General features: G+C 68.1%; 28 protein-coding genes. All 28 read right to left on the bottom strand.

What is annotated here, in order from left to right:
• Positions 1–225 precede the first annotated feature (225 nt).
• The gene (gene rplO, locus IEY61_RS19475; RefSeq protein WP_189046376.1) at positions 226–669 is read right to left on the bottom strand and encodes a 50S ribosomal protein L15; all 444 of its coding nucleotides are present in this window, start codon (positions 667–669) and stop codon (positions 226–228) included.
• On the bottom strand, positions 669–851 hold the full coding sequence (gene rpmD, locus IEY61_RS19470) for a 50S ribosomal protein L30 (protein ID WP_189046374.1): 183 nt from the start codon (positions 849–851) through the stop codon (positions 669–671). The genes rplO and rpmD overlap by 1 nt, the downstream gene beginning before the upstream one ends.
• On the bottom strand, positions 851–1,465 hold the full coding sequence (rpsE, locus tag IEY61_RS19465) for a 30S ribosomal protein S5 (protein ID WP_189046372.1): 615 nt from the start codon (positions 1,463–1,465) through the stop codon (positions 851–853). Before rpsE ends, rpmD begins: the two co-directional genes overlap by 1 nt.
• A gap of 71 nt (positions 1,466–1,536) precedes the next feature.
• Positions 1,537–1,926, bottom strand: a complete 390-nt coding sequence (rplR, locus tag IEY61_RS19460) for a 50S ribosomal protein L18 (RefSeq protein ID WP_189046370.1) — start codon at positions 1,924–1,926, stop codon at positions 1,537–1,539.
• Positions 1,923–2,465, bottom strand: a complete 543-nt coding sequence (rplF, locus tag IEY61_RS19455; protein WP_189046367.1) for a 50S ribosomal protein L6 — start codon at positions 2,463–2,465, stop codon at positions 1,923–1,925. The genes rplR and rplF overlap by 4 nt, the downstream gene beginning before the upstream one ends.
• A gap of 16 nt (positions 2,466–2,481) precedes the next feature.
• Positions 2,482–2,889 carry a 30S ribosomal protein S8 gene (gene rpsH / locus IEY61_RS19450; RefSeq protein WP_189046365.1) on the bottom strand — a complete coding sequence of 136 codons (408 nt, stop codon included), beginning with the start codon at positions 2,887–2,889 and terminating at the stop codon, positions 2,482–2,484.
• A gap of 97 nt (positions 2,890–2,986) precedes the next feature.
• The gene (locus tag IEY61_RS19445; protein ID WP_007073023.1) at positions 2,987–3,172 is read right to left on the bottom strand and encodes a type Z 30S ribosomal protein S14; all 186 of its coding nucleotides are present in this window, start codon (positions 3,170–3,172) and stop codon (positions 2,987–2,989) included.
• Between the two features lies 1 nt (position 3,173).
• Positions 3,174–3,743, bottom strand: a complete 570-nt coding sequence (gene rplE / locus IEY61_RS19440) for a 50S ribosomal protein L5 (protein ID WP_189046363.1) — start codon at positions 3,741–3,743, stop codon at positions 3,174–3,176.
• Positions 3,743–4,063, bottom strand: a complete 321-nt coding sequence (gene rplX, locus IEY61_RS19435) for a 50S ribosomal protein L24 (protein WP_013288626.1) — start codon at positions 4,061–4,063, stop codon at positions 3,743–3,745. The genes rplE and rplX overlap by 1 nt, the downstream gene beginning before the upstream one ends.
• On the bottom strand, positions 4,060–4,428 hold the full coding sequence (rplN, locus tag IEY61_RS19430) for a 50S ribosomal protein L14 (RefSeq protein WP_023358185.1): 369 nt from the start codon (positions 4,426–4,428) through the stop codon (positions 4,060–4,062). Before rplN ends, rplX begins: the two co-directional genes overlap by 4 nt.
• Before the next feature lie 99 nt (positions 4,429–4,527).
• Positions 4,528–4,803 carry a 30S ribosomal protein S17 gene (gene rpsQ / locus IEY61_RS19425; protein WP_189046361.1) on the bottom strand — a complete coding sequence of 92 codons (276 nt, stop codon included), beginning with the start codon at positions 4,801–4,803 and terminating at the stop codon, positions 4,528–4,530.
• Entirely contained in the window at positions 4,800–5,036 is a 237-nt protein-coding gene (rpmC, locus tag IEY61_RS19420; RefSeq protein WP_189046359.1) for a 50S ribosomal protein L29, read from the bottom strand. The genes rpsQ and rpmC overlap by 4 nt, the downstream gene beginning before the upstream one ends.
• Positions 5,036–5,461: a 50S ribosomal protein L16 gene (gene rplP, locus IEY61_RS19415; protein ID WP_007465292.1), complete on the bottom strand. Its 426-nt coding sequence runs from the start codon at positions 5,459–5,461 to the stop codon at positions 5,036–5,038. Before rplP ends, rpmC begins: the two co-directional genes overlap by 1 nt.
• Positions 5,462–5,465: 4 nt before the next feature.
• A complete protein-coding gene (gene rpsC, locus IEY61_RS19410; protein ID WP_189046357.1) occupies positions 5,466–6,347 on the bottom strand; it encodes a 30S ribosomal protein S3 in 882 nt (293 codons plus the stop codon).
• The gene (gene rplV / locus IEY61_RS19405; protein ID WP_189046355.1) at positions 6,347–6,799 is read right to left on the bottom strand and encodes a 50S ribosomal protein L22; all 453 of its coding nucleotides are present in this window, start codon (positions 6,797–6,799) and stop codon (positions 6,347–6,349) included. Before rplV ends, rpsC begins: the two co-directional genes overlap by 1 nt.
• Positions 6,800–6,839: 40 nt before the next feature.
• Entirely contained in the window at positions 6,840–7,121 is a 282-nt protein-coding gene (rpsS, locus tag IEY61_RS19400; RefSeq protein WP_091079388.1) for a 30S ribosomal protein S19, read from the bottom strand.
• 12 nt (positions 7,122–7,133) lie between these two features.
• Positions 7,134–7,973 (bottom strand): 50S ribosomal protein L2, encoded by an 840-nt coding sequence (gene rplB, locus IEY61_RS19395; RefSeq protein WP_189046353.1) that lies wholly within the window; start codon positions 7,971–7,973, stop codon positions 7,134–7,136.
• Between the two features lie 13 nt (positions 7,974–7,986).
• The gene (rplW, locus tag IEY61_RS19390) at positions 7,987–8,289 is read right to left on the bottom strand and encodes a 50S ribosomal protein L23 (RefSeq protein WP_189046351.1); all 303 of its coding nucleotides are present in this window, start codon (positions 8,287–8,289) and stop codon (positions 7,987–7,989) included.
• Complete coding sequence (rplD, locus tag IEY61_RS19385; protein WP_189046349.1) at positions 8,286–8,963, bottom strand: 50S ribosomal protein L4; 678 nt, start codon at positions 8,961–8,963, stop codon at positions 8,286–8,288. Before rplD ends, rplW begins: the two co-directional genes overlap by 4 nt.
• Complete coding sequence (gene rplC, locus IEY61_RS19380) at positions 8,960–9,619, bottom strand: 50S ribosomal protein L3 (protein ID WP_189046348.1); 660 nt, start codon at positions 9,617–9,619, stop codon at positions 8,960–8,962. The genes rplD and rplC overlap by 4 nt, the downstream gene beginning before the upstream one ends.
• Positions 9,620–9,630: 11 nt before the next feature.
• Positions 9,631–9,939 (bottom strand): 30S ribosomal protein S10, encoded by a 309-nt coding sequence (gene rpsJ / locus IEY61_RS19375; RefSeq protein WP_007073037.1) that lies wholly within the window; start codon positions 9,937–9,939, stop codon positions 9,631–9,633.
• A gap of 350 nt (positions 9,940–10,289) precedes the next feature.
• Positions 10,290–11,483, bottom strand: a complete 1,194-nt coding sequence (gene tuf / locus IEY61_RS19370; protein WP_189046346.1) for an elongation factor Tu — start codon at positions 11,481–11,483, stop codon at positions 10,290–10,292.
• A 215-nt stretch (positions 11,484–11,698) separates the two neighbouring features.
• Complete coding sequence (fusA, locus tag IEY61_RS19365) at positions 11,699–13,795, bottom strand: elongation factor G (RefSeq protein WP_189046342.1); 2,097 nt, start codon at positions 13,793–13,795, stop codon at positions 11,699–11,701.
• 76 nt (positions 13,796–13,871) lie between these two features.
• A complete protein-coding gene (gene rpsG, locus IEY61_RS19360; protein ID WP_189046340.1) occupies positions 13,872–14,342 on the bottom strand; it encodes a 30S ribosomal protein S7 in 471 nt (156 codons plus the stop codon).
• Position 14,343: 1 nt separating this feature from the next.
• On the bottom strand, positions 14,344–14,718 hold the full coding sequence (gene rpsL / locus IEY61_RS19355; RefSeq protein WP_189046338.1) for a 30S ribosomal protein S12: 375 nt from the start codon (positions 14,716–14,718) through the stop codon (positions 14,344–14,346).
• A gap of 475 nt (positions 14,719–15,193) precedes the next feature.
• A complete protein-coding gene (locus tag IEY61_RS19350; RefSeq protein WP_189046506.1) occupies positions 15,194–15,565 on the bottom strand; it encodes a hypothetical protein in 372 nt (123 codons plus the stop codon).
• Between the two features lie 603 nt (positions 15,566–16,168).
• Positions 16,169–16,543 carry a YtxH domain-containing protein gene (locus tag IEY61_RS19345; protein ID WP_189046336.1) on the bottom strand — a complete coding sequence of 125 codons (375 nt, stop codon included), beginning with the start codon at positions 16,541–16,543 and terminating at the stop codon, positions 16,169–16,171.
• Between the two features lie 183 nt (positions 16,544–16,726).
• Positions 16,727–20,614 (bottom strand): DNA-directed RNA polymerase subunit beta', encoded by a 3,888-nt coding sequence (locus IEY61_RS19340; protein ID WP_189046504.1) that lies wholly within the window; start codon positions 20,612–20,614, stop codon positions 16,727–16,729.
• Positions 20,615–20,616: the final 2 nt, after the last annotated feature.

Below are 20,616 nucleotides of genomic sequence, written 5' to 3'. Positions count from 1 at the left end.
CCTGCGCGAGGCGGGCCGCCGGTCATCCCTGGCGGTTCGGGGTGGGTGCCGGGCAAGCGCCCGAATATCCGTAACTGGGAAGGGACTCTAACAGCCCGATCCCGGTCCTGGCAGATCTGCCCGGCTACATAAACCGGATCCGATGTTACCGGGCGCACACGCCCGACGTAGAGCACGGCGCCCGTCAGTTGGGATCAACTGACGGGCACCACACATTCACGCAGCTCAGAGCTCGGTCACCGAGCCGCCGGCAGCCGTGATCTTCTCCTTGGCCGACGCGCTGAACGCCTGCGCCGAAACCTGGAGCGTCACACCGCCGAGGTCCCCGGTGCCGAGGACCTTCACCGGCTGGCCCTTGCGAACCGCGCCGGCCTCGACCAGCTCGGCCGGGCCGACCTGCCCACCGTTGGGGAACAGCTCGGCCAGGCGGTCCAGGTTGACCACCTGGTAGACCACCTTGAACTTGTTCTTGAAGCCCTTCATCTTCGGCAGGCGCATGTGGATGGGCATCTGCCCACCCTCGAACGCTGCCGGGATGTTCTTCCGGGCCTTCGAACCCTTGGTACCGCGACCGGCGGTCTTGCCCTTGGAGCCCTCACCGCGACCCACCCGGGTCTTCGGCGTCTTGGCCCCCGGCGCCGGGCGCAGGTGGTGGACCTTGATCGTCATTACTCGACCTCCTCGACCTTCACGAGGTGGCTCACCTTGAAGATCATGCCGCGAATCTCCGGCCGGTCCTCCTTGACCACCACGTCGTTGATCCGCTTGAGACCGAGCGAACGCAGCGACTCACGCTGGTTGTGCTTGGTCCCGATGTTGGAGCGGACCTGGGTGACCTTCAGCCGTGCCATCAGGACGCCACCTCCGCCCGGGAGGCCAGCATGGCGGCCGGAGCGACGTCCTCCACCGGCAGGCCTCGACGCGCGGCGACAGCCTCGGGGGACTCCAGCCCCTTCAGCGCGGCCACCGTGGCGTGCACGATGTTGATCGGGTTGGACGACCCGAGGCTCTTGGAGAGCACGTCGAGGATGCCCGCGCACTCCAGCACGGCACGGACCGGACCACCGGCGATGACGCCCGTACCGGCGGAGGCCGGCTTGAGCAGCACCACACCGGCGGCGTCCTCGCCCTGCACCGGGTGCGGGATCGAGCGGGCGATCCGCGGCACCTTGAAGAAGTGCTTCTTGGCCTCCTCGACGCCCTTGGCGATCGCCGCGGGCACCTCCTTGGCCTTTCCGTAGCCCACGCCCACGGTGCCGTCGCCGTCGCCCACGACCACCAGGGCGGTGAAGCTGAAGCGACGACCGCCCTTCACGACCTTGGCGACGCGGTTGATTGCGACGACCCGCTCCAGGTGCGGGGTCTTCTCGGCGGGCGCGTTTCCGCGGCCGCCCTCACGGCGGTTGTCGCGGCGACCACCCTCGTTGCCACCGGACCCGCCGCCACGGCGCTGTTGACCAGGCATCAGCAGCCTTCCTTTTCTCTCGTGACGGGGTTTGTCAGTTGCGATCCACGTTCGACTCGCATCGAACGCTGCTAGAACTCGAGTCCGGCTTCGCGCGCGGCGTCGGCAAGCGCGGCGACCCGTCCCGCGTACCGGCTGCCACCGCGGTCGAAGACGACCTTGGAGATGCCAGCGGCCTTGGCCCGCTCGGCGAGCAGGGCTCCGACCTTGCCGGCCAGGGCGCTCTTGTCCCCCTCCGTACCGCGCAGCGAGGTGTCCAGGGACGAGGCCGACGCCAGGGTGTGACCCTTGGTGTCGTCCACGATCTGGGCGACGATGTGCCGCAGCGAACGGGTGACGACCAGGCGCGGACGCGCGGCGGTGCCGCTGACGTTCTTGCGGACCCGGAAGTGCCGACGCGCACGCCCGACGGCACGCTTGGCGGCGACGCCGCGGCGGCGCTTGAGCAGCGTGGCGCTCACTTCTTACCTGCCTTTCCGGCCTTGCGGCGAATCACTTCGCCCTGGTACTTCACGCCCTTGCCCTTGTACGGCTCCGGCGGACGGATCTTCCGGATGTTCGCGGCGACCTCACCGACCAACTGCTTGTCGATGCCAGCCACGTGGAACAGCGTCGGCTTCTCCACCGTGAAGGTGATGCCGTCCGGTGCCTGCACCACCACCGGGTGCGAGAACCCGAGCGCGAACTCCAGGTCCTTGCCCTTGGCGGCGACCCGGTAACCGGTACCGGCGATCTCCAGGCTCTTACGGTAGCCCTCGGTGACCCCGACGATCATGTTCGCCACCAGGGTACGGCTCAGGCCGTGCAGTTCCTTGGCCTTGCGCTCGTCGTTCGAGCGGTTGACGCTCAGCTGCCCATCATCGGCCCGCTCGATACTGATCGACTCGGCCAGGATGTGCGACAGCTCGCCCTTGGGGCCCTTGACCTTGACGGTCCGGCCGTCGATCGTCACGTCGACGCCGGTAGGCACCGGGATCGACTTACGTCCAATACGCGACATTTCTACCTGTCTCCCGTTACCAGACGAAGGCGAGGACTTCCCCGCCAACGCTCCGCTTGCGGGCCTGCCGGTCGGTGAGCAGCCCCTGGGACGTCGAAATGATCGCCACGCCCAGCCCACCGAGCACCCGGGGGAGCTCGTCCGACTTGGCGTACACCCGCAGACCGGGCTTGGAGACACGCTTGATACCGGCCAGGCTCCGCTCGCGGCTCTGGCCGTACTTCAGCTCGACGACCAGTCGCTTGCCGACGGCACCCTCCTCGGGCTCCTCGACCAACCAGGTGGCGATGTAGCCCTCGGCCTTGAGGACCTCGGCGATGTTCGCCTTGATCTTCGAGTAGGGCATCGTCACCCGGTCGTGGTACGCCTGGTTGGCGTTGCGCAGACGCGTGAGCATGTCTGCGATCGGGTCGGTCATCGTCATGAAACTCGTCAACCTTTCTCGCCGGGGTTCCCGCGGTTTGCCCCGCAGGCCTACGGCGAAGAGACAGTCCAGCTAGCGCACGCGGCGCGCCGGGCTATTACCAGGAAGCCTTGGACACGCCGGGCAGCTCACCGCGGTGAGCCATCTCCCGGATGCACACCCGGCAGAGCCCGAACTTGCGGTAGACCGCCTTGGGACGCCCGCACCGCTGGCAGCGGGTGTACGCGCGAACCGAGAACTTCGGCTTCGCGGCCGCCTTGAGGATCAGCGCCTTCTTGGCCATCTCAGTTCTCCTTGAACGGGAAGCCCAGGAACTTCAGCAGCGCCCGGCCCTCGTCGTCGGTCGTGGCGGTCGTGACCACCGTGATGTCCATGCCCCGCTGGCGATCGATCCGGTCCTGGTCGATCTCGTGGAACACCGACTGCTCGGTCAGACCGAACGTGTAGTTGCCGTGCCCGTCGAGCTTGCGCCCGTCGAGGCCGCGGAAGTCACGGATACGCGGCAGCGCGATGGAGAGCAGCCGGTCCAGGAACTCCCACATCCGGTCGCCGCGCAGGGTCACCTTCGCGCCGATCGGCATGCCCTCGCGAAGCTTGAACTGCGCGATGGACTTCTTCGCCCGCCGAACCTGCGGCTTCTGGCCGGTGATCGTGGCGAGGTCGCGGACCGCCCCGTCGATGAGCTTGGCGTCCCGAGCGGCCTCGCCGACACCCATGTTCACGACGATCTTGACCAGCCGCGGCACCTGCATCGGGTTGCCGTAGTTGTACTGCTCGCGCAGCTGGGCCACGATCTCGTTGCGGTACCGCTCCTTGAGGCGCGGCATGGTCTTCGTTTCGGTAGCCGTGGTCATCACAGGTCCTTACCGGTGCTACGCGCGATGCGGACCTTCTGGCCGTTGTCGTCGATCCGGTAACCGACGCGAGTCGGCTTGCCGTCGGAGTCCAGGACCATCACGTTCGACACGTGGATCGGGGCCTCCTGGGTGACGATGCCACCGGTCTTGGCGCCACGCTGGGTGGTGCTGATTCGGGTGTGCTTCTTGACCCGGTTCACGCCCTCGACCAGGACCTTGTCCTGCCGCGGGTAGGCCGCGATGACCTTACCCTTGGCACCCTTGTCCTTGCCGGCGATGACGACGACCGTGTCGCCCTTCTTGACCTTCACGGTCACAACACCTCCGGCGCGAGGGAAATGATCTTCATGAACCGCTTGTCCCGCAGCTCACGGCCGACCGGGCCGAAGATACGGGTGCCGCGCGGGTCCCCGCCGTCCTTGATGATGACGGCGGCGTTCTCGTCGAAGCGGATGTACGAGCCGTCCGGCCGGCGCCTCTCCTTGGCGGTGCGGACGATGACCGCCTTGACGACGTCACCCTTCTTCACACCGGCACCCGGGATCGCGTCCTTGACGGTGGCGACGATGACGTCGCCGATGCTCGCGTAGCGCCGACCGGAGCCACCGAGAACCCGAATGCACAGGATCTCCCGGGCACCCGTGTTGTCGGCGACGCGCAGTCGCGACTCCTGCTGAATCACGTCTATCTCCTATGTCTGCCGGTTCTCCGGCCGCCGCCGGGGCGGCCGGAGCCTGGCGGAACCTGCGCCCGACCGATCCCGGCCGAGCTCGAGCCTTCGCTACTTGGCCTTCTCGAGGATCTCCACGAGCCGCCACCGCTTGGTGGCGGACAGCGGCCGGGTCTCCATGATCAGGACCCGGTCGCCGATGCCGGCGGAGTTCTGCTCGTCGTGCACCTTGAGCTTGCTGGTCCGGCGCATGATCTTGCCGTACAGCGCGTGCTTGACCCGGTCCTCGACCTCGACCACGACGGTCTTGTCCATCTTGTCGCTGACCACGAGGCCCTCACGGACCTTGCGGCGACCCCGCGTGGCGGTGGTGGTGTTCTCGCTCATCCTGCAGTCACCTCAGTCGGCGCGGCCGAGAGCCCCAGCTCACGCTCACGCATGATCGTGTAGATCCGGGCGATCTCCCGACGGATGACCTGCAGCCGCCGGTTGTTGTCCAGCTGCCCGGTTGCGGACTGCACCCGGAGGTTGAACAGCTCCGCCTTGGCCTCGCGCAGCTTCGTGACCAGCTCCTCCTGGGAGAGCTCACGCAGCTCGGCGGCCTTAACGCCCGCTGCCATCAGGATTCACCCACTTCGCGCGTCACAATGCGGCACTTCATCGGGAGCTTGTGAATCGCGCGGCGCATCGCCTCTCGCGCGATCTGCTCGTTGGGGAAGGACATCTCGAAGAGCACCCGCCCCGGCTTGACGTTGGCGACCCACCACTCGGGCGAGCCCTTACCGGAACCCATCCGGGTTTCCGCCGGCTTCTTGGTGAGAGCCTGGTCCGGGAAGATCGTGATCCAGACCTTGCCGCCACGCTTGATGTGGCGGGTCATCGCGATACGCGCCGACTCGATCTGCCGGTTGGTCACGTAGGCCGGCTCGAGAGCCTGGATTCCGAACTCGCCGAACACCACCCGGTTGCCACCCTTGGACGCGCCGCTGCGGTCCGGGTGGTGCGGCTTGCGGAAGCCCTTCGGGGGCTTGCGCGGCATCAGCATCTTCTCAGCCCTCCTGCTGCGTTTCTGCCGGCTGAGTGGCGGCCGGAGCGGACGCGGCCGACGCGACAGCGCCAGCGTCCACCGGCTCGCCGCTCGGCGTCTCGGCCTGCTGCCCGACGGTCGTCGCGGCAGCCCGGCCGGCCTCGGTGCCACCGGAGGTCGTACCGGCCGAACCGGAGCGACCACGGCGGGGCCGCTCGGGGCGGTCGCCACGCTCCCGGCGCGGGCGCGACGGAGCCTCGGTCGGGGCCTCCCGACCCGGCACCGCGTCGCCCTTGTAGATCCAGACCTTCACGCCGATGCGGCCGAAGGTGGTGCGGGCCTCGAAGAAGCCGTACTCGATGTTTGCCCGCAGCGTGTGCAGCGGAACCCGACCCTCGCGGTAGAACTCCGTACGGCTCATCTCGGCGCCGCCGAGGCGACCCGAAACCTGCACCCGGATGCCCTTGCACATCGGGTTCTTCATCGCCGACTGCATCGCCTTGCGCATCGCGCGGCGGAAGCTGACCCGGCTGGAGAGCTGCTCGGCCACGCCCTGGGCGACCAGCTGCGCGTCCGACTCGGGGTTCTTCACCTCGATGATGTTCAGCTGCACCTGCTTGCCGGTGAGCTTCTCCAACTCGCCGCGGATCCGGTCGGCCTCCGCGCCCTTACGGCCGATGACGATGCCCGGCCGGGCGGTGTGGATGTCGACGCGGACCCGGTCACGGGTGCGCTCGATGTCGACCTTGGAAATGCCGGCGCGCTCCAGGCCCTTGGACATCATCCGGCGGATTTTGACATCCTCGCCGATGTAGTCCTTGTAGAGCTTGTCCGCGAACCAGCGGGACTTCCAGTCGGTCGAGATGCCGAGCCGGAACCCGTGCGGGTGAACCTTCTGACCCATTACTCGGCGCCCTCCGTGTCGCTCTGCGTCTCAGCCGGCGCGGTCTGCTTCGCCGGGGCCGTCTTCTTCGCCGACTTCGGCGCGGCCGGCGCAACCGCCTCGACCGCCACGGTGATGTGGCACGTGCGCTTGCGAATCCGGTACGCCCGGCCCTGCGCCCGCGGCTGGAACCGCTTCATGGTCGGGCCCTCGTCCACGAACGCCTCGCTGACGAGCAGCGCGTCGGGGTCCAGCCGCTCGTTGTTCTCCGCGTTGGCGATCGCGCTCGCGAGCACCTTGTACACCTGCTCGCTCGCAGACTGCGGCGCGAACTGCAGCACCGTGAGCGCCTCCTTCGCGGGCAGGCCGCGGACGAGGTTGACCACCCGGCGCGCCTTCATCGGCGAGATGCGCACGTACCGCGCAACCGCCCGCGCGCCCGGAAGCACCGGAGCGTCGCCCTTTCCTGGCATCGCTGTAACCCCTTGTTCCTCTATCCGTATGCCCGCGGCGTCAGCGCCGGCGGCTCTTCCGGTCGTCCTTCTCGTGACCCTTGAACGTGCGGGTCAGCGCGAACTCGCCGAGCTTGTGCCCGACCATCGCCTCGGTCACGAACACCGGGACGTGCTTACGTCCGTCGTGTACCGCGATCGTGTGCCCGAGCATGTCGGGGATGATCGTCGAGCGCCGCGACCAAGTCTTGATGACGTTCTTCGAGCCCTTTTCGTTCTGCGTTTCCACCTTCTTGAGCAGGTGGTCGTCGACGAACGGGCCCTTCTTCAGGCTGCGAGGCATGTCTTATCTCCCTCAGCCGCGCTTACGCGTGGCGTAGCGGCGGCGGACGATCAGCCGGTCACTCGGCTGGCCCTTACGACGGGTGCGGCCCTCGGGCTTACCCTGCGGGTTGACCGGGTGGCGACCACCGGAGGTCTTACCCTCGCCACCACCGTGCGGGTGGTCGACCGGGTTCATCGCGACACCACGGACGCTCGGGCGCTTGCCCTTCCACCGCATCCGGCCGGCCTTACCCCAGTTGATGTTCGACTGGTCGGCGTTGCCGATCTCGCCGATGCTGGCCCGGCAGCGCACGTCGACCCGCCGGATCTCACCCGACGGCATACGCAGGGTCGCGTACCCACCCTCGCGGCCGAGCAGCTGGATGCCGACGCCGGCCGAGCGGGCCAGCTTGGCCCCGCCGCCGGGGCGCAGCTCCACGCTGTGGATCGTGGTACCGACCGGGATGTTGCGCAGCGGCAGGTTGTTGCCCGGCTTGATGTCGGCGCTCGGACCCGACTCGACGCGGTCGCCCTGCTTCAGGTCCTTCGGCGCGAGGATGTACCGCTTCTCGCCGTCGAAGTAGTGCAGCAGCGCGAGGCGCGCGGTGCGGTTCGGGTCGTACTCGATGTGCGCGACCTTGGCCGGCACGCCGTCCTTGTCGACCCGCTTGAAGTCGATGATCCGGTACTGCCGCTTGTGGCCACCACCCTGGTGCCGGACGGTGATCCGGCCGTGGACGTTCCGGCCGCCTTTCTTCGGCAGCGGGGCCAGCAGCGACTTCTCGGGCGTCGACCGGGTGATCTCGGCGAAGTCAGCGACGCTCGCGCCACGCCGGCCCGCGGTCGTCGGCTTGTACTTACGGATAGCCATTGTCTACAACCCCTCAGCTGACCGGGCCGCCGAAGGCGTCGATGCGGTCGCCCTCAGCCAGCTTCACCATCGCCCGCTTGGTGTCCTTGCGCTTACCGAACCCGGTACGGGTCCGCTTGCGCTTGCCCTCGCGGTTGAGCGTGTTGACCGACAGGACGCGGACGTTGAAGATCTGCTCGATGGCGATCTTGATCGCGGTCTTGTTCGCGTCCGGGTGCACCAGGAAGGTGTACCAGTTGCGGTTCAGCTCGCTGTAGCTCTTCTCCGAGACGACCGGCGCCACGATGATGTCGCGCGGGTCGGCGATCGTGCTCACTTGCCATCCTCCTCGGTGGTCTCGGCGGACCCGACCGCCTGGCCGACTGCCGTCGGCAGCCCCAGGAACTCGTCCAGGGCCTCCTTGGTGAAGACCACGTCGTCGGCCACCAGCACGTCGTACGTGTTCAGCTGGCCGGCCTCGATCAGGTGCACCCGCGGCTCGTTGCGCAGCGACAGCCAGTTCAGCTCGTCGGTGCTGCTCAGCACGACCAGCACCCGGCGGGCGTCGGTCAGCTTGGCGAGGGTGGCCAGCGCCGCCTTGATCGACGGCTTGTCGCCCGAGACGAAGGCCTCGACGACGTGCACCTGGCCGGCACGCGCCCGGTCGGAGAGGGCACCGCGCAGGGCGGCGGCCTTCATCTTCTTCGGGGTGCGCTGGCTGTAGTCGCGCGGCACCGGGCCGTGCACCACACCGCCGCCGGCGAACTGCGGCGCGCGGATCGAGCCCTGCCGGGCCCGTCCGGTGCCCTTCTGCTTGTACGGCTTCTTGCCGCCGCCGGCGACCTCGCCCCGGGTCTTGGTCTTGTGGGTGCCCTGCCGGGCCGCCGCGAGCTGAGCCACCACGACCTGGTGCATCAGCGCGATGTTGGCCTGCACGTCGAAGACATCGGCAGGCAGCTCGACCGAGCCGGTCTTGGCACCTTCGATGTTGAGGACGTCAACGGTGGTCACTTGGCCACACCGCCCTTCTTCACCTTGGCCGCGGAGCGGACCAGGACCAGCGCGCCCTTGGGGCCGGGAATGGCACCGCGGACGAGCAGGAGGTTGTTCTCGGTGTCGACCGCCTGGACGGTCAGGTTCTGCACGGTGTAGCGCACGCCGCCCATGCGGCCCCCCATCCGGGTGCCCTTGAAGACACGGCCCGGCGTGGCGCAGCCGCCGATGGAGCCCGGCGAGCGGTGCTTGCGCTCGACACCGTGGCTGGCGCGCAGACCGTGGAAGCCGTGCCGCTTCATCACGCCGGCGAAGCCCTTGCCCTTGGTTTTGCCGGTGACGTCGACCGAGGCGCCGGCCGGGAACTCCTCGACCGTGATCTCCTGGCCGAGCGAGTAGTCTGCGGCGTCGTTGGTGCGCAGCTCGACGATGTGCCGGCGCGGTGCCACGTCAGCCTTGGCGTAGTGCCCGCGAAGCGGGTTCTTGACCTTGCGCGGGTCGATCGTGCCGTACGCCAGCTGGACCGCGGAGTAGCCGTCCTTGTCGGCGTCACGAACCTGGGTGACGACGCACGGGCCGGCCTGAACCACGGTCACCGGAACAACGCGGTTGTTGTCCCAGACCTGGGTCATGCCGAGCTTCGCGCCCAGGATCCCCTTAACTTGCCTGTCCATGTGTCCGGTCCCTACAGCTTGATCTCGATGTCGACGCCAGCCGGCAGGTCGAGGCGCATGAGCGAGTCGACCGTCTTCGGGGTCGGGTCGATGATGTCGATCAGTCGCTTGTGCGTACGCATCTCGAAGTGCTCGCGCGAGTCCTTGTATTTGTGCGGCGAGCGGATTACGCAGAAACGGTTGATCTCCGTGGGCAGCGGCACCGGCCCCGCGACCTGCGCCCCGGTACGCGTCACCGTCTCGACGATCTTCCGAGCCGAGGAGTCGACGACCTCGTGGTCATAGGCCTTGAGCCGGATGCGGATCTTCTGTCCCGCCATGGTGGCTTCTGTTCCTTCTCTCGATGCCGCTGTGTTGCGGGTGTCTGTACCGGCTGGCACAGGCCCTTTTCGCCCACCCCCGCGGTCGGGCGTGTCGCGCCCTTGGGTCAAACTCCGCCCGGGAACGCCGGAGCGATCCTGACCGCAGTGGGTCGAGGCGCCGATCGCACTACCGCGACCTGAACGCCGCGCGAGGGTGGTTGGCGGAACGGGCCGCCAACCACCCTACGCCCGACTGCTCTGCCCACCCGGAGGTTCAGCGTGAGCCGAACACGGGAGGCGAACTGTCGTTGCGCAACCTGACTAGTATGCCGCACACCCGGCGGCGGGTCTAATCGGGGTTACCCAGCTCACTTGATGATCTTGGTGACGCGACCAGCGCCGACCGTGCGGCCACCCTCCCGGATCGCGAACTTGAGGTTGTCCTCCATCGCGATGGGCTGGATCAGCTTCACGTTCATCGTGGTGTTGTCGCCCGGCATGACCATCTCGGTGCCCTCGGGGAGAGTGACGACACCGGTGACGTCCGTGGTCCGGAAGTAGAACTGCGGACGGTAGTTCTGGAAGAACGGGGTGTGCCGGCCGCCCTCCTCCTTGGAGAGGATGTAGACCGTCGCCTCGAACTCGGTGTGCGGGGTCGTGGTGCCCGGCTTGACGACCACCATGCCGCGCTCGACGTCCTCGCGCTTGATGCCCCGCAGCAGCAGACCGACGTTCTCACCCGCGCGGGCCTCGTCGAGCAGCTTGCGGAACATCTCGATGCCGGTGCAGACCGTCCGCTGCGACTTCTCGCGGATACCGACGAGCTCCACCTCCTCGTTCGGCTTGAGGACGCCGCGCTCCGCGCGACCGGTGACGACGGTGCCCCGACCGGTGATCGTGAAGACGTCCTCGATCGGCATCAGGAACGGCTTCTCGATCTCGCGCTCCGGCTGCGGGATCGCGGTGTCGATGGCGTTCATCAACTCCATGAGGCGGCCGGCCCACTCCGGGTCGCCCTCGAGTGCCTTCAGCGCGGACACCCGGACGACCGGCAGGTCGTCACCCGGGTAGTCCTGCGAGGAAAGCAGCTCGCGGACCTCGAGCTCGACGAGCTCCAGGAGCTCCTCGTCGTCGACCATGTCGCTCTTGTTCAGCGCCACGACGATGTACGGCACGCCGACCTGGCGGGCCAGCAGCACGTGCTCGCGGGTCTGCGGCATCGGGCCGTCGGTCGCGGCGACCACCAGGATCGCGCCGTCCATCTGGGCGGCACCGGTGATCATGTTCTTGATGTAGTCGGCGTGACCGGGGCAGTCGACGTGCGCGTAGTGCCGTGCCTCGGTCTGGTACTCGACGTGCGAGATCGAGATCGTGATACCCCGCGCCTTCTCCTCCGGCGCGTTGTCGATCTTGTCGAACGGCGTGTACGGGTTCAGTTCCGGGTACTGGTCGTGCAGGACCTTCGTGATGGCCGCCGTCAGCGTCGTCTTACCGTGGTCGATGTGACCAATGGTGCCGATGTTGACGTGCGGCTTAGTCCGCTCGAACTTCGCCTTCGCCACTGGTGTCCTCCTGTGGACTTCTTGGTTCGTTCGCCCCGGCGCGCCAGGATAGGCGCTTAGGACTCTGTCGACAGCCTTTCCGGCCTGACGGCCGGAGAGCTTTTGTGGGTTCTGCGGCGATGAAGCCTACAGGCCCGGAATTCATGCAATCCGACCGAGGTGGTCGCGGTCGGGAATGTCTTCCGCGACCACCGTCGGATCAGCTCAGACGAGCGTCACTCACCCGTCGCCTTGGCGATGATCTCCTTGGCCACCGAGGCCGGAACCTCGGCATAGGAGTCGAACTGCATGCTGTAGCTAGCCCGGCCCTGGGTCTTCGACCGCAGGTCGCCGACGTAGCCGAACATCTCCGACAACGGCACCAGGGCCCGGACGACACGGGCGCCGCTGCGCTCCTCCATCGCCTGGATGATGCCACGACGGGAGTTGAGGTCGCCGATGACGTCACCCATGTTCTCCTCAGGAGTGGTGACCTCAACGGCCATCATCGGCTCGAGCAGCGCGGGGTCGGCCTTGCGGGCCGCCTCCTTCATCGCCATCGAGCCGGCGATCTTGAATGCCATCTCCGACGAGTCGACCTCGTGGTACTGGCCGTCCACCAGGGTGAGCTTGATGCCCACCAGGGGGAAACCGGCCAGGATGCCGTACTGCATGGCGTCCTGCGCGCCGGCGTCCACCGACGGGATGAACTCCCGAGGGATACGGCCGCCGGTGACGGCGTTGGCGAACTCGTACGTCGGGGCGTCGTTGCCCAGCGGCAGCGGCTCCAGGCTGATGAGCACCCGGGCGTACTGGCCGGAACCACCGGTCTGCTTCTTGTGGGTGTACTCGACCTTCTCCACCGTGCGGCGGATGGTCTCGCGGTACGCCACCTGCGGCTTACCGATGTTGGCCTCGACGTTGAACTCGCGGCGCATCCGGTCGACCAGGATGTCCAGGTGCAGCTCACCCATGCCGGAGATGACCGTCTGGCCAGTCTGCTCGTCCAGCTTGACGCGGAAGGTCGGATCCTCCTCGGCCAGCCGCTGGATGGCGGTGCCGAGCTTCTCCTGGTCGGCCTTGGTCTTCGGCTCGATGGCCACCTCGATGACCGGCTCCGGGAAGGTCATCGATTCCAGGATGACCGGGTTCGCCGCGTCACAGAGGGTGTCACCGGTGGTGGTCTGCTTCAGACCCTGCACCGCGATGATGTCGCCAGCCTTGGCGGAGCTGCGCTCCTCCCGCTTGTTGGCGTGCATCTGGTAGATCTTGCCGACCCGTTCCTTGCGGTCCTTCGTGGAGTTGACCACCTGTGACCCGGACTCGACAACGCCGGAGTAGACCCGGACGTAGGTGAGCTTGCCGAGGTGCTTGTCGGTCTGGACCTTGAAGGCCAGCCCCGCGAACGGCTCCGAGGTCGACGGCTTGCGCTGCAACGGGGTCTCGCCGTCGGTGGCCGTACCCTCGATCGCCGGGATGTCCAGCGGCGACGGCAGGTACGCGACGACCGCGTCCAGCATCGGCTGGATGCCCTTGTTCTTGAAGGCGGTGCCGGTGAAGACCGGGTTGGCCTTGCCGGCGACGGTGGCCCGGCGGATGGCGGCCTTGATCTCCTCGACGGAGATCTCCTGGCCCTCCAGGTACTTCTCCATCACCGCGTCGTCGACGTCGGCCAGGGTCTCCATCAGCTTCTCGCGCCACTCGGCGGCGGTGTCGGCGAGGTCGGCCGGGATCTCCTCGACCGTGTAGTCCTCACCCTTCTGGGTCTCGCCACGCCAGGTGAGGGCACGCATCTCGACCAGGTCGACCACGCCGATGAAGTCGGCCTCGGCGCCGATCGGGATCTGGAGCACCAACGGGGTGGCGTTCAGCCGGTCGATCATCATCTGCACGCAGCGGAAGAAGTCGGCGCCGGTCCGGTCCATCTTGTTGACGAAGCACATCCGCGGGACGTTGTACTTGTCGGCCTGGCGCCAGACGTTCTCCGTCTGCGGCTCCACGCCGGCGACACCGTCGTAGACCGCGACCGCGCCGTCCAGAACCCGCAGCGACCGCTCGACCTCGACCGTGAAGTCGACGTGGCCGGGCGTGTCGATGATCTGGATCGTGTGGCCCTTCCACTCGCACTTGGTGGCGGCGGAAGTGATGGTGATACCGCGCTCCTGCTCCTGCTCCATCCAGTCCATGACGGCGGCACCCTCGTGGGTCTCGCCGATCTTGTACGTGATGCCGGTGTAGAACAGGATCCGCTCGGTGGTAGTGGTCTTACCGGCATCGATGTGCGCCATGATGCCGATGTTGCGTACGTTGGCGAGCGCGTCTGCGGCGGCCACTTCAATCCCTAACTTGTCGTCGTCTCGACACAACTGGTGGCGGTCCCGACGCCGGGACGGCGTCGGGACCTGGGTGTTACCAGCGGTAGTGCGCGAAGGCCTTGTTGCTCTCGGCCATCTTGTGCGTGTCCTCGCGCCGCTTGACGGCGGCACCGAGGCCGTTGCTCGCGTCCAGCAGCTCGTTCGTCAGCCGCTCGACGATGCTCTTCTCGCGGCGGGCGCGGGAGTAGGTGACGAGCCAGCGCAGGCCCAGCGTGGTTGCCCGGGCGGGGCGCACCTCGACCGGCACCTGGTAGGTCGCACCACCGACCCGGCGGCTACGCACCTCGAGCGTCGGCTTGACGTTGTCCATGGCCCGCTTGAGCGTGACGACCGGATCGGTGCCGGACTTCTCCCGGCAGCCCTCCAGGGCCTCGTACACGATGCGCTCGGCGAGCTGGCGCTTGCCCCGCAGCAGGATCTTGTTCACCAGCTGGGTGACCAGCGGTGAGTTGTACACCGGGTCAGCGACCAGCGGCCGCCGCGGAGCGGGTCCCTTGCGCGGCATGTCAGCTCTTCTCCTTCTTCGCGCCGTAGCGGCTGCGCGCCTGCTTGCGGTTGCGGACCCCCTGGGTGTCCAGCGAGCCGCGAACAATCTTGTAGCGCACGCCGGGGAGATCCTTGACCCGACCGCCGCGAACGAGCACGATCGAGTGCTCCTGCAGGTTGTGCCCGACACCCGGGATGTAGGCGGTCACTTCGATCTGGCTGCTGAGCTTGACACGGGCGACCTTGCGCAGCGCCGAGTTCGGCTTCTTCGGGGTAGTGGTGTACACGCGGGTGCACACGCCGCGCCGCTGAGGAGAACCCTTCAGCGCCGGGGTCTTCGACTGATTCGTCTTCGCCTGGCGGCCCTTGCGGACCAACTGCTGGATCGTGGGCACCGGGTTTTTCCGCTCCCTTCGGCCGCTCTCGCGACCGCACTGTCTGCCGTAGCCGACCTGTTGATCGGCTCCCCTACATTCCGACCAGGGCCACCTCGCGGCGGTCCCGGCACCCGCGGTCGGGCGTGTCGCCCATCTCGCGGTCCCGGTTCCGGCGCTCAGGCGCAATCCCCGGGGTCTGTCACCGGCACACGGACGCCGCCCGCCGGATCTTCTACTCATTCGTGGCGCTGCCCGAATACCGGACCGAGCCGGATCCAGCGCACGCACGATTCGCCCGGGCAGCCCCGGGCACAAGGGGAAAGAGTACCTACCACAGCCGTGCAGGTCAAAACGGGAGGCCCGCCGGACCTCGCACCGTGTGGCAACCAAGCCCCGTCGCTCCACCCGCCCGTGATGGGCACCTACGGCGACAAGTGTAACGGCTCCGCCGGAAACCGCTCCGCTGAGCCCCCGAGCCGGCGTCGCCGCCGGATCAGGTCAGCGCCAGCAGGAAGGCCAGACCCATGCCCAGCAGGCTCAGCAGCAGCCCTACGCCACCGCAGCTGACCCCGGCGATGGCCAGACCGCGGCCGGTGAACCGGACCGCCGGCGGACGTGCCGGTCGCCGGATCTGACGCCAGCCCAGCAGGCCCACGACGATGGCCCCGGCCCCGGTCAGGCCCCCCAACGCGGTGAAGGCCCCGGCGGCCCAGACGCCGTTGGTCCCTCCCCCGATCGCACCGAAGCAGATGACCAGGAACGACACCAGAATTGAGATGATTCCGCCGACCAGCGAGCCGACCGCCAGGCCCGAGGTGACCGGCAGCACGTCGAGATGCACCATCGCGAACGGAGTGCCGGGCACCGGTTCGACCCGCTTCGGCGGCCGTGGGCGATCCTGGGGCGGCGGCACCCGGTTACCACCCCAACCCTGACCGGCAGGCCAACCCGGTGCTGATCCCCCGCCGGCCGGCCCGGCCGGCGGTGCCGCGGGCGACGACCCGAAGCCCGGCGGCCCCGGCGCGACCGACCACGGCCCGAAGCCCGGCGCGACCGGCGGCGATCCGGGCGGGAACGGTCCGGGCGGATGGGGCGGTGAGCCGGGCGGAAGCGGCGAGGACGGGGCGTACCCGGTGGAGAAGGCGGCTGGCGCGGATCCGGGCGCTGCCCATTCGCTCGGGGCCGGTGTCTCGGCCTCCGGGCGCCCGGCGGTGGGTCGAGCGGACTCGCCGCTCTCGGGGCGCGCCGGTTCCGTCACAGGGATCCTCCTCATCGGCCGGGTCCGCCCGCCGCGCGGTGGACAACGTCAGGCTACCGTCGCCGATCACCTCACCGGGGTGCGGCGCGGGAGACGACGTCGCGCCCGGTGCGCCCGAGCATCTGGCGGCCGAGGCCCCCGGTCCCCCGTCGGAGGACCCGAGGTCAGACGGCCATCGGGCTCGATCCTCGGCGGGTCGGGCAACTCCGGTCAGTCCACGTTCGGGGCGAAATCCTGGCCGTAGGGCGCCTCGGCGAGCCGGAGCACGCCGACCACCATCCCGACGACCGCTGTCACCGCGACCAGCACCAGGGCCGTCCAGGCCAGGCTCTCCCCCCGGCGCAGCCAGGCCGCGCCGGTGAGGAAGCCCCCCGATGCGTACGCCTCGCGGCGTGCCTGCCGGGCCAGCAGGAGCGCCACCGTGGCCGGCACCACTCCCCCGATGAACAGACCGGTCAGCGCACCCATCAGACCAAGCGCGAAGACCGCCCGCGCCTTCGTGGCCCGGACCGGATCCGGGTCCAGGGGATGCCGGGGCGACCCCGGCGGCGGAGCGACCGGCATGGGGCCGGCGGCGGTCGTCATGCCCCCATCATGCCCGGCCCGAGCCGGATCGGTTGGCACAGCGCGGCGTGCCGGGCGCCGACCTTGACGAGGACGGTGACGACCGTACGCAGCGGACGTTCAGACATGTCAGGTCCATGACGGCCGTACCGACGACAAGGCCCCCGGTGGATACCGGGGGCCTTGTTCGTCAGTGCCGGTGGCTCAGCGGTACGACCCGAAGTCGAAGTCGTCCAGCGGAACCGCCTGGCCGCTCGCCGGCCCGAAGCCGTAGTCGGTCTCCGGGTATCCGGTCATCGAGTAGACCTTGGCCTTCGCCTCCTCGGTCGGCTCGACCCGGACGTTGCGGTACTTGCTGATGCCGGTACCGGCCGGGATGAGCTTACCGATGATCACGTTCTCCTTGAGGCCGATCAGCGAGTCGCTGCGGGCGTGGATCGCCGCGTCGGTCAGCACCCGGGTGGTCTCCTGGAAGGAGGCCGCAGAGAGCCAGGAGTCAGTGGCCAGCGAGGCCTTGGTGATACCCATCAGCACCGGACGGCCGGCCGCGGGTTCGCCACCCTCGGAGACGAGCCGGCGGTTCTCCGACTCGAACAGCGCCCGGTCGACCAGCACACCCGGCAGGAACTCGGTCGAGCCGGAGTCGATGACCGTCACCCGCTTGAGCATCTGGCGAATGATGATCTCGATGTGCTTGTCGTGGATGAGCACACCCTGAGAGCGGTAGACCTCCTGGACCTCCTGGGTGAGGTGGACCTGGACCGCCCGCGGGCCGAGGATACGCAGCAGCTCGTGCGGGTCGATGGTGCCCTCGGTGAGCTTCTCGCCGACGTCGACGTGGTCGCCGTCGTGCGCCCGCAGCCGGACCCGCTTCGAGATCTTGTCGTAAACGATCTCGTCGCTGCCGTCGTCCGGAATAACGACGATCTTGCGCGACCGCTCGCCGTCCTCGATCCGGATCCGGCCCGGGGTGTCGGCGATCGGCGCCTTGCCCTTCGGAATCCGGGCCTCGAAGATCTCCTGGACCCGCGGCAGACCCTGGGTGATGTCCTCACCCGCGACGCCACCGGTGTGGAAGGTCCGCATCGTCAGCTGCGTACCCGGCTCACCGATCGACTGGGCGGCGATGATGCCGACCGCCTCGCCGACGTCCACGATCTTGCCGGTCGGCAGCGAGCGGCCGTAGCACGCACCGCAGACGCCCAGCTTCGACTCGCAGGTGAGCACGCTGCGCACCCGAACGGTGTCGACCCCGGCGGCGACGATCCGGTCGACCAGGATCGAATTGATGTCGGCGCCGCGCTCGGCGACGACGGTGCCGTCCGGTCCCTTGATGTCGTCGGCGAGCGTACGCGCGTGCACGCTGGTCTCGGCGTGCTCGTGCACCACGAGCCTGGCGTCGATCCGCTGACCGATCTGCATCGGGATGGCCCGGTCGGTGCCGCAGTCCTCCTCGCGGATGATGACGTCCTGCGAGACGTCCACCAGACGACGGGTCAGGTAACCCGAGTCGGCGGTACGCAGGGCGGTGTCCGCCAGACCCTTACGGGCGCCGTGCGTGGAGATGAAGTACTCCAGCACGGAGAGACCCTCCCGGTAGCTGGCCTTGATCGGCCGCGGGATGATCTCGCCCTTCGGGTTGGCCACCAGACCACGGATCGCCGCGATCTGCCGGAGCTGGAGCAGGTTACCGCGGGCACCCGAGTGGATCATCTTCCACAGCGGGTTCTCCTGCGGCAGCGCGATGTCCATCTCCCGGGCGACCTCGTTGGTCGCGTTGGTCCAGATGGAGATCAGCTCGCTGCGGCGTTCCTCGGCGGTGATCAGACCACGCTGGTACTGCCGGTCGATCTTGTCGGCTTCCTTCTCGTACCGCTCCAGGATCTCCCGCTTGCGCGGCGGAGCGATGACGTCCTCCATGCCGATGGTCACGCCGGACCAGGTGGCCCAGTGGAAACCGGCCTCCTTGAGCCCGTCGAGGGTGGCCGCGAGGGCCACCTTCGGGTACCGCTCGGCGAGGTCGTTGACGATCGCGGAGAGCTGCCCCTTGCGGATCTCGTAGTTCACGAACCGGTAGCTCGGTGGCAGGGTCTCGTTGAACAGCACCCGACCCAGCGTGGTCTCGACGGTCACCGGGTCACCCTCGGCCCAGCCCTCCGGCGCGACCCACGGCTCGGCACCCGCGCCGTTGTCGACGCTGACGACACCGCGCAGACGGATCTTGACCGACGCCTGGATGTGCAGCTCGCCGTTGTCGTACGCCATCCGCGCCTCGGCGTCCGAGCTGAACGCCCGCCCCTCCCCGCGCTCACCCGAAGTCTGGTGGGTGAGGTGGTAGAGCCCGATGACCATGTCCTGGGTGGGCATGGTGACCGGCTTGCCGTCGGCCGGCTTGAGGATGTTGTTCGACGACAGCATCAGGATCCGCGCCTCGGCCTGGGCCTCGGCGGACAGCGGCACGTGCACCGCCATCTGGTCACCGTCGAAGTCGGCGTTGAACGCGGTGCAGACCAGCGGGTGGATCTGGATGGCCTTGCCCTCGACCAACTGCGGCTCGAAGGCCTGGATACCCAGCCGGTGCAGCGTCGGCGCCCGGTTGAGCAGCACCGGGTGCTCGCCGATGACCTCTTCCAGCACGTCCCACACGACCGGTCGCTGCCGCTCGACCATCCGCTTGGCGGACTTGATGTTCTGCGCGTGGTTGAGGTCGACCAGCCGCTTCATCACGAACGGCTTGAACAGCTCCAGCGCCATCTGCTTGGGCAGGCCGCACTGGTGCAGCTTGAGCTGCGGGCCGACCACGATGACCGAACGGCCGGAGTAGTCGACGCGCTTGCCCAGCAGGTTCTGGCGGAACCGGCCCTGCTTGCCCTTGAGCATGTCGGACAGCGACTTCAGCGGACGGTTACCCGGGCCGGTGACCGGCCGGCCCCGGCGGCCGTTGTCGAACAGCGCGTCGACGGCCTCCTGGAGCATCCGCTTCTCGTTGTTGACGATGATCTCGGGCGCGCCGAGGTCGATCAGCCGCTTGAGGCGGTTGTTCCGGTTGATCACCCGGCGGTACAGGTCGTTCAGGTCGCTGGTGGCGAAGCGGCCACCGTCGAGCTGCACCATCGGACGCAGGTCCGGCGGAATGACCGGTACGCAGTCCAGCACCATGCCGAGCGGCGAGTTGCGGGTGTTCTGGAAGGCAGCCACGACCTTCAGCCGCTTGAGCGCCCGGATCTTCCGCTGGCCCTTGCCGGTGCGGATGGTCTCCCGCAGGCTCTCCGCCTCGGCGTCGAGGTCCATGTTCTGCACCAGAGCCTTGATCGCCTCGGCGCCCATGCCACCGGTGAAGTACTCGCCGAAGCGGTCCCGCAGCTCGCGGTAGAGCAGCTCATCGGTGACCAGCTGCTTCGGATCGAGCTTGCGGAAGGTCTCCAGCACCTCGTCCAGGCGGTCGATCTCGCGCTGGGCCCGGTCGCGGATCTGGCGCATCTCGCGCTCTCCGCCCTCCTTGACCTTGCGCCGGACGTCCGCCTTCGCGCCCTCGGCCTCCAGCTCGGCCAGGTCGGCCTCCAGCTTGGCGGCCCGCTTCTCGATCTCCGAGTCGCGGCTGTTCTCCGACTGCCGCTTCTCGGCGAGGATCTCGTTCTCGATCGTCGAGAGGTCGCGGTGACGCGCCTCGGCGTCCACGCTCGTCACGACGTACGAGGCGAAGTAAATGATCTTTTCGAGGTCCTTCGGGGCGAGGTCCAGCAGGTAGCCCAGCCGGCTCGGCACGCCCTTGAAGTACCAGATGTGGGTCACCGGGGCGGCGAGCTCGATGTGGCCCATCCGCTCACGGCGGACCTTCGAGCGGGTCACCTCGACGCCGCAGCGCTCGCAGATGATGCCCTTGAAGCGGACCCGCTTGTACTTACCGCAGTAGCACTCCCAGTCCCGCTGCGGACCGAAGATCTTCTCGCAGAAGAGCCCGTCCTTCTCCGGCTTGAGAGTGCGGTAGTTGATCGTCTCGGGCTTCTTGACCTCGCCGTGCGACCACTGACGGATGTCGTCGGCGGTCGCCAGCCCAATTCGCAACTCGTCGAAAAAGTTGACGTCGAGCACGT

Source organism: Micromonospora sonchi, assembly GCF_014646235.1.
GTDB lineage: Bacteria > Actinomycetota > Actinomycetes > Mycobacteriales > Micromonosporaceae > Micromonospora > Micromonospora sonchi.
The sequence above is the reverse complement of the archived record's forward strand: the minus strand, read 5'-3'. Positions and strand labels throughout refer to the sequence as shown.

Excerpts from the sequence above, each read along its gene's own strand:
- rpsC (WP_189046357.1), bottom strand. The coding sequence starts at position 6,347 with ATGGGTCAGAAGGTTCACCCGCACGGGTTCCGGCTCGGCATCTCGACC.
- rpsH (WP_189046365.1), bottom strand. The coding sequence starts at position 2,889 with ATGACGATGACCGACCCGATCGCAGACATGCTCACGCGTCTGCGCAAC.
- rplE (WP_189046363.1), bottom strand. The coding sequence starts at position 3,743 with ATGACCACGGCTACCGAAACGAAGACCATGCCGCGCCTCAAGGAGCGG.
- rpsQ (WP_189046361.1), bottom strand. The coding sequence starts at position 4,803 with ATGAGCGAGAACACCACCACCGCCACGCGGGGTCGCCGCAAGGTCCGT.
- rplV (WP_189046355.1), bottom strand. The coding sequence starts at position 6,799 with ATGCCAGGAAAGGGCGACGCTCCGGTGCTTCCGGGCGCGCGGGCGGTT.
- IEY61_RS19345 (WP_189046336.1), bottom strand. The coding sequence starts at position 16,543 with ATGACGACCGCCGCCGGCCCCATGCCGGTCGCTCCGCCGCCGGGGTCG.
- rpsG (WP_189046340.1), bottom strand. The coding sequence starts at position 14,342 with ATGCCGCGCAAGGGACCCGCTCCGCGGCGGCCGCTGGTCGCTGACCCG.
- rplP (WP_007465292.1), bottom strand. The coding sequence starts at position 5,461 with ATGCTGATGCCGCGCAAGCCCCCGAAGGGCTTCCGCAAGCCGCACCAC.
- rpmC (WP_189046359.1), bottom strand. The coding sequence starts at position 5,036 with ATGGCAGCGGGCGTTAAGGCCGCCGAGCTGCGTGAGCTCTCCCAGGAG.
- rpsJ (WP_007073037.1), bottom strand. The coding sequence starts at position 9,939 with ATGGCGGGACAGAAGATCCGCATCCGGCTCAAGGCCTATGACCACGAG.
- rplC (WP_189046348.1), bottom strand. The coding sequence starts at position 9,619 with ATGGACAGGCAAGTTAAGGGGATCCTGGGCGCGAAGCTCGGCATGACC.
- rpsE (WP_189046372.1), bottom strand. The coding sequence starts at position 1,465 with ATGCCTGGTCAACAGCGCCGTGGCGGCGGGTCCGGTGGCAACGAGGGT.
- rplF (WP_189046367.1), bottom strand. The coding sequence starts at position 2,465 with ATGTCGCGTATTGGACGTAAGTCGATCCCGGTGCCTACCGGCGTCGAC.
- IEY61_RS19445 (WP_007073023.1), bottom strand. The coding sequence starts at position 3,172 with ATGGCCAAGAAGGCGCTGATCCTCAAGGCGGCCGCGAAGCCGAAGTTC.
- rpmD (WP_189046374.1), bottom strand. The coding sequence starts at position 851 with ATGGCACGGCTGAAGGTCACCCAGGTCCGCTCCAACATCGGGACCAAG.
- rpsS (WP_091079388.1), bottom strand. The coding sequence starts at position 7,121 with ATGCCTCGCAGCCTGAAGAAGGGCCCGTTCGTCGACGACCACCTGCTC.
- rplB (WP_189046353.1), bottom strand. The coding sequence starts at position 7,973 with ATGGCTATCCGTAAGTACAAGCCGACGACCGCGGGCCGGCGTGGCGCG.
- rplO (WP_189046376.1), bottom strand. The coding sequence starts at position 669 with ATGACGATCAAGGTCCACCACCTGCGCCCGGCGCCGGGGGCCAAGACG.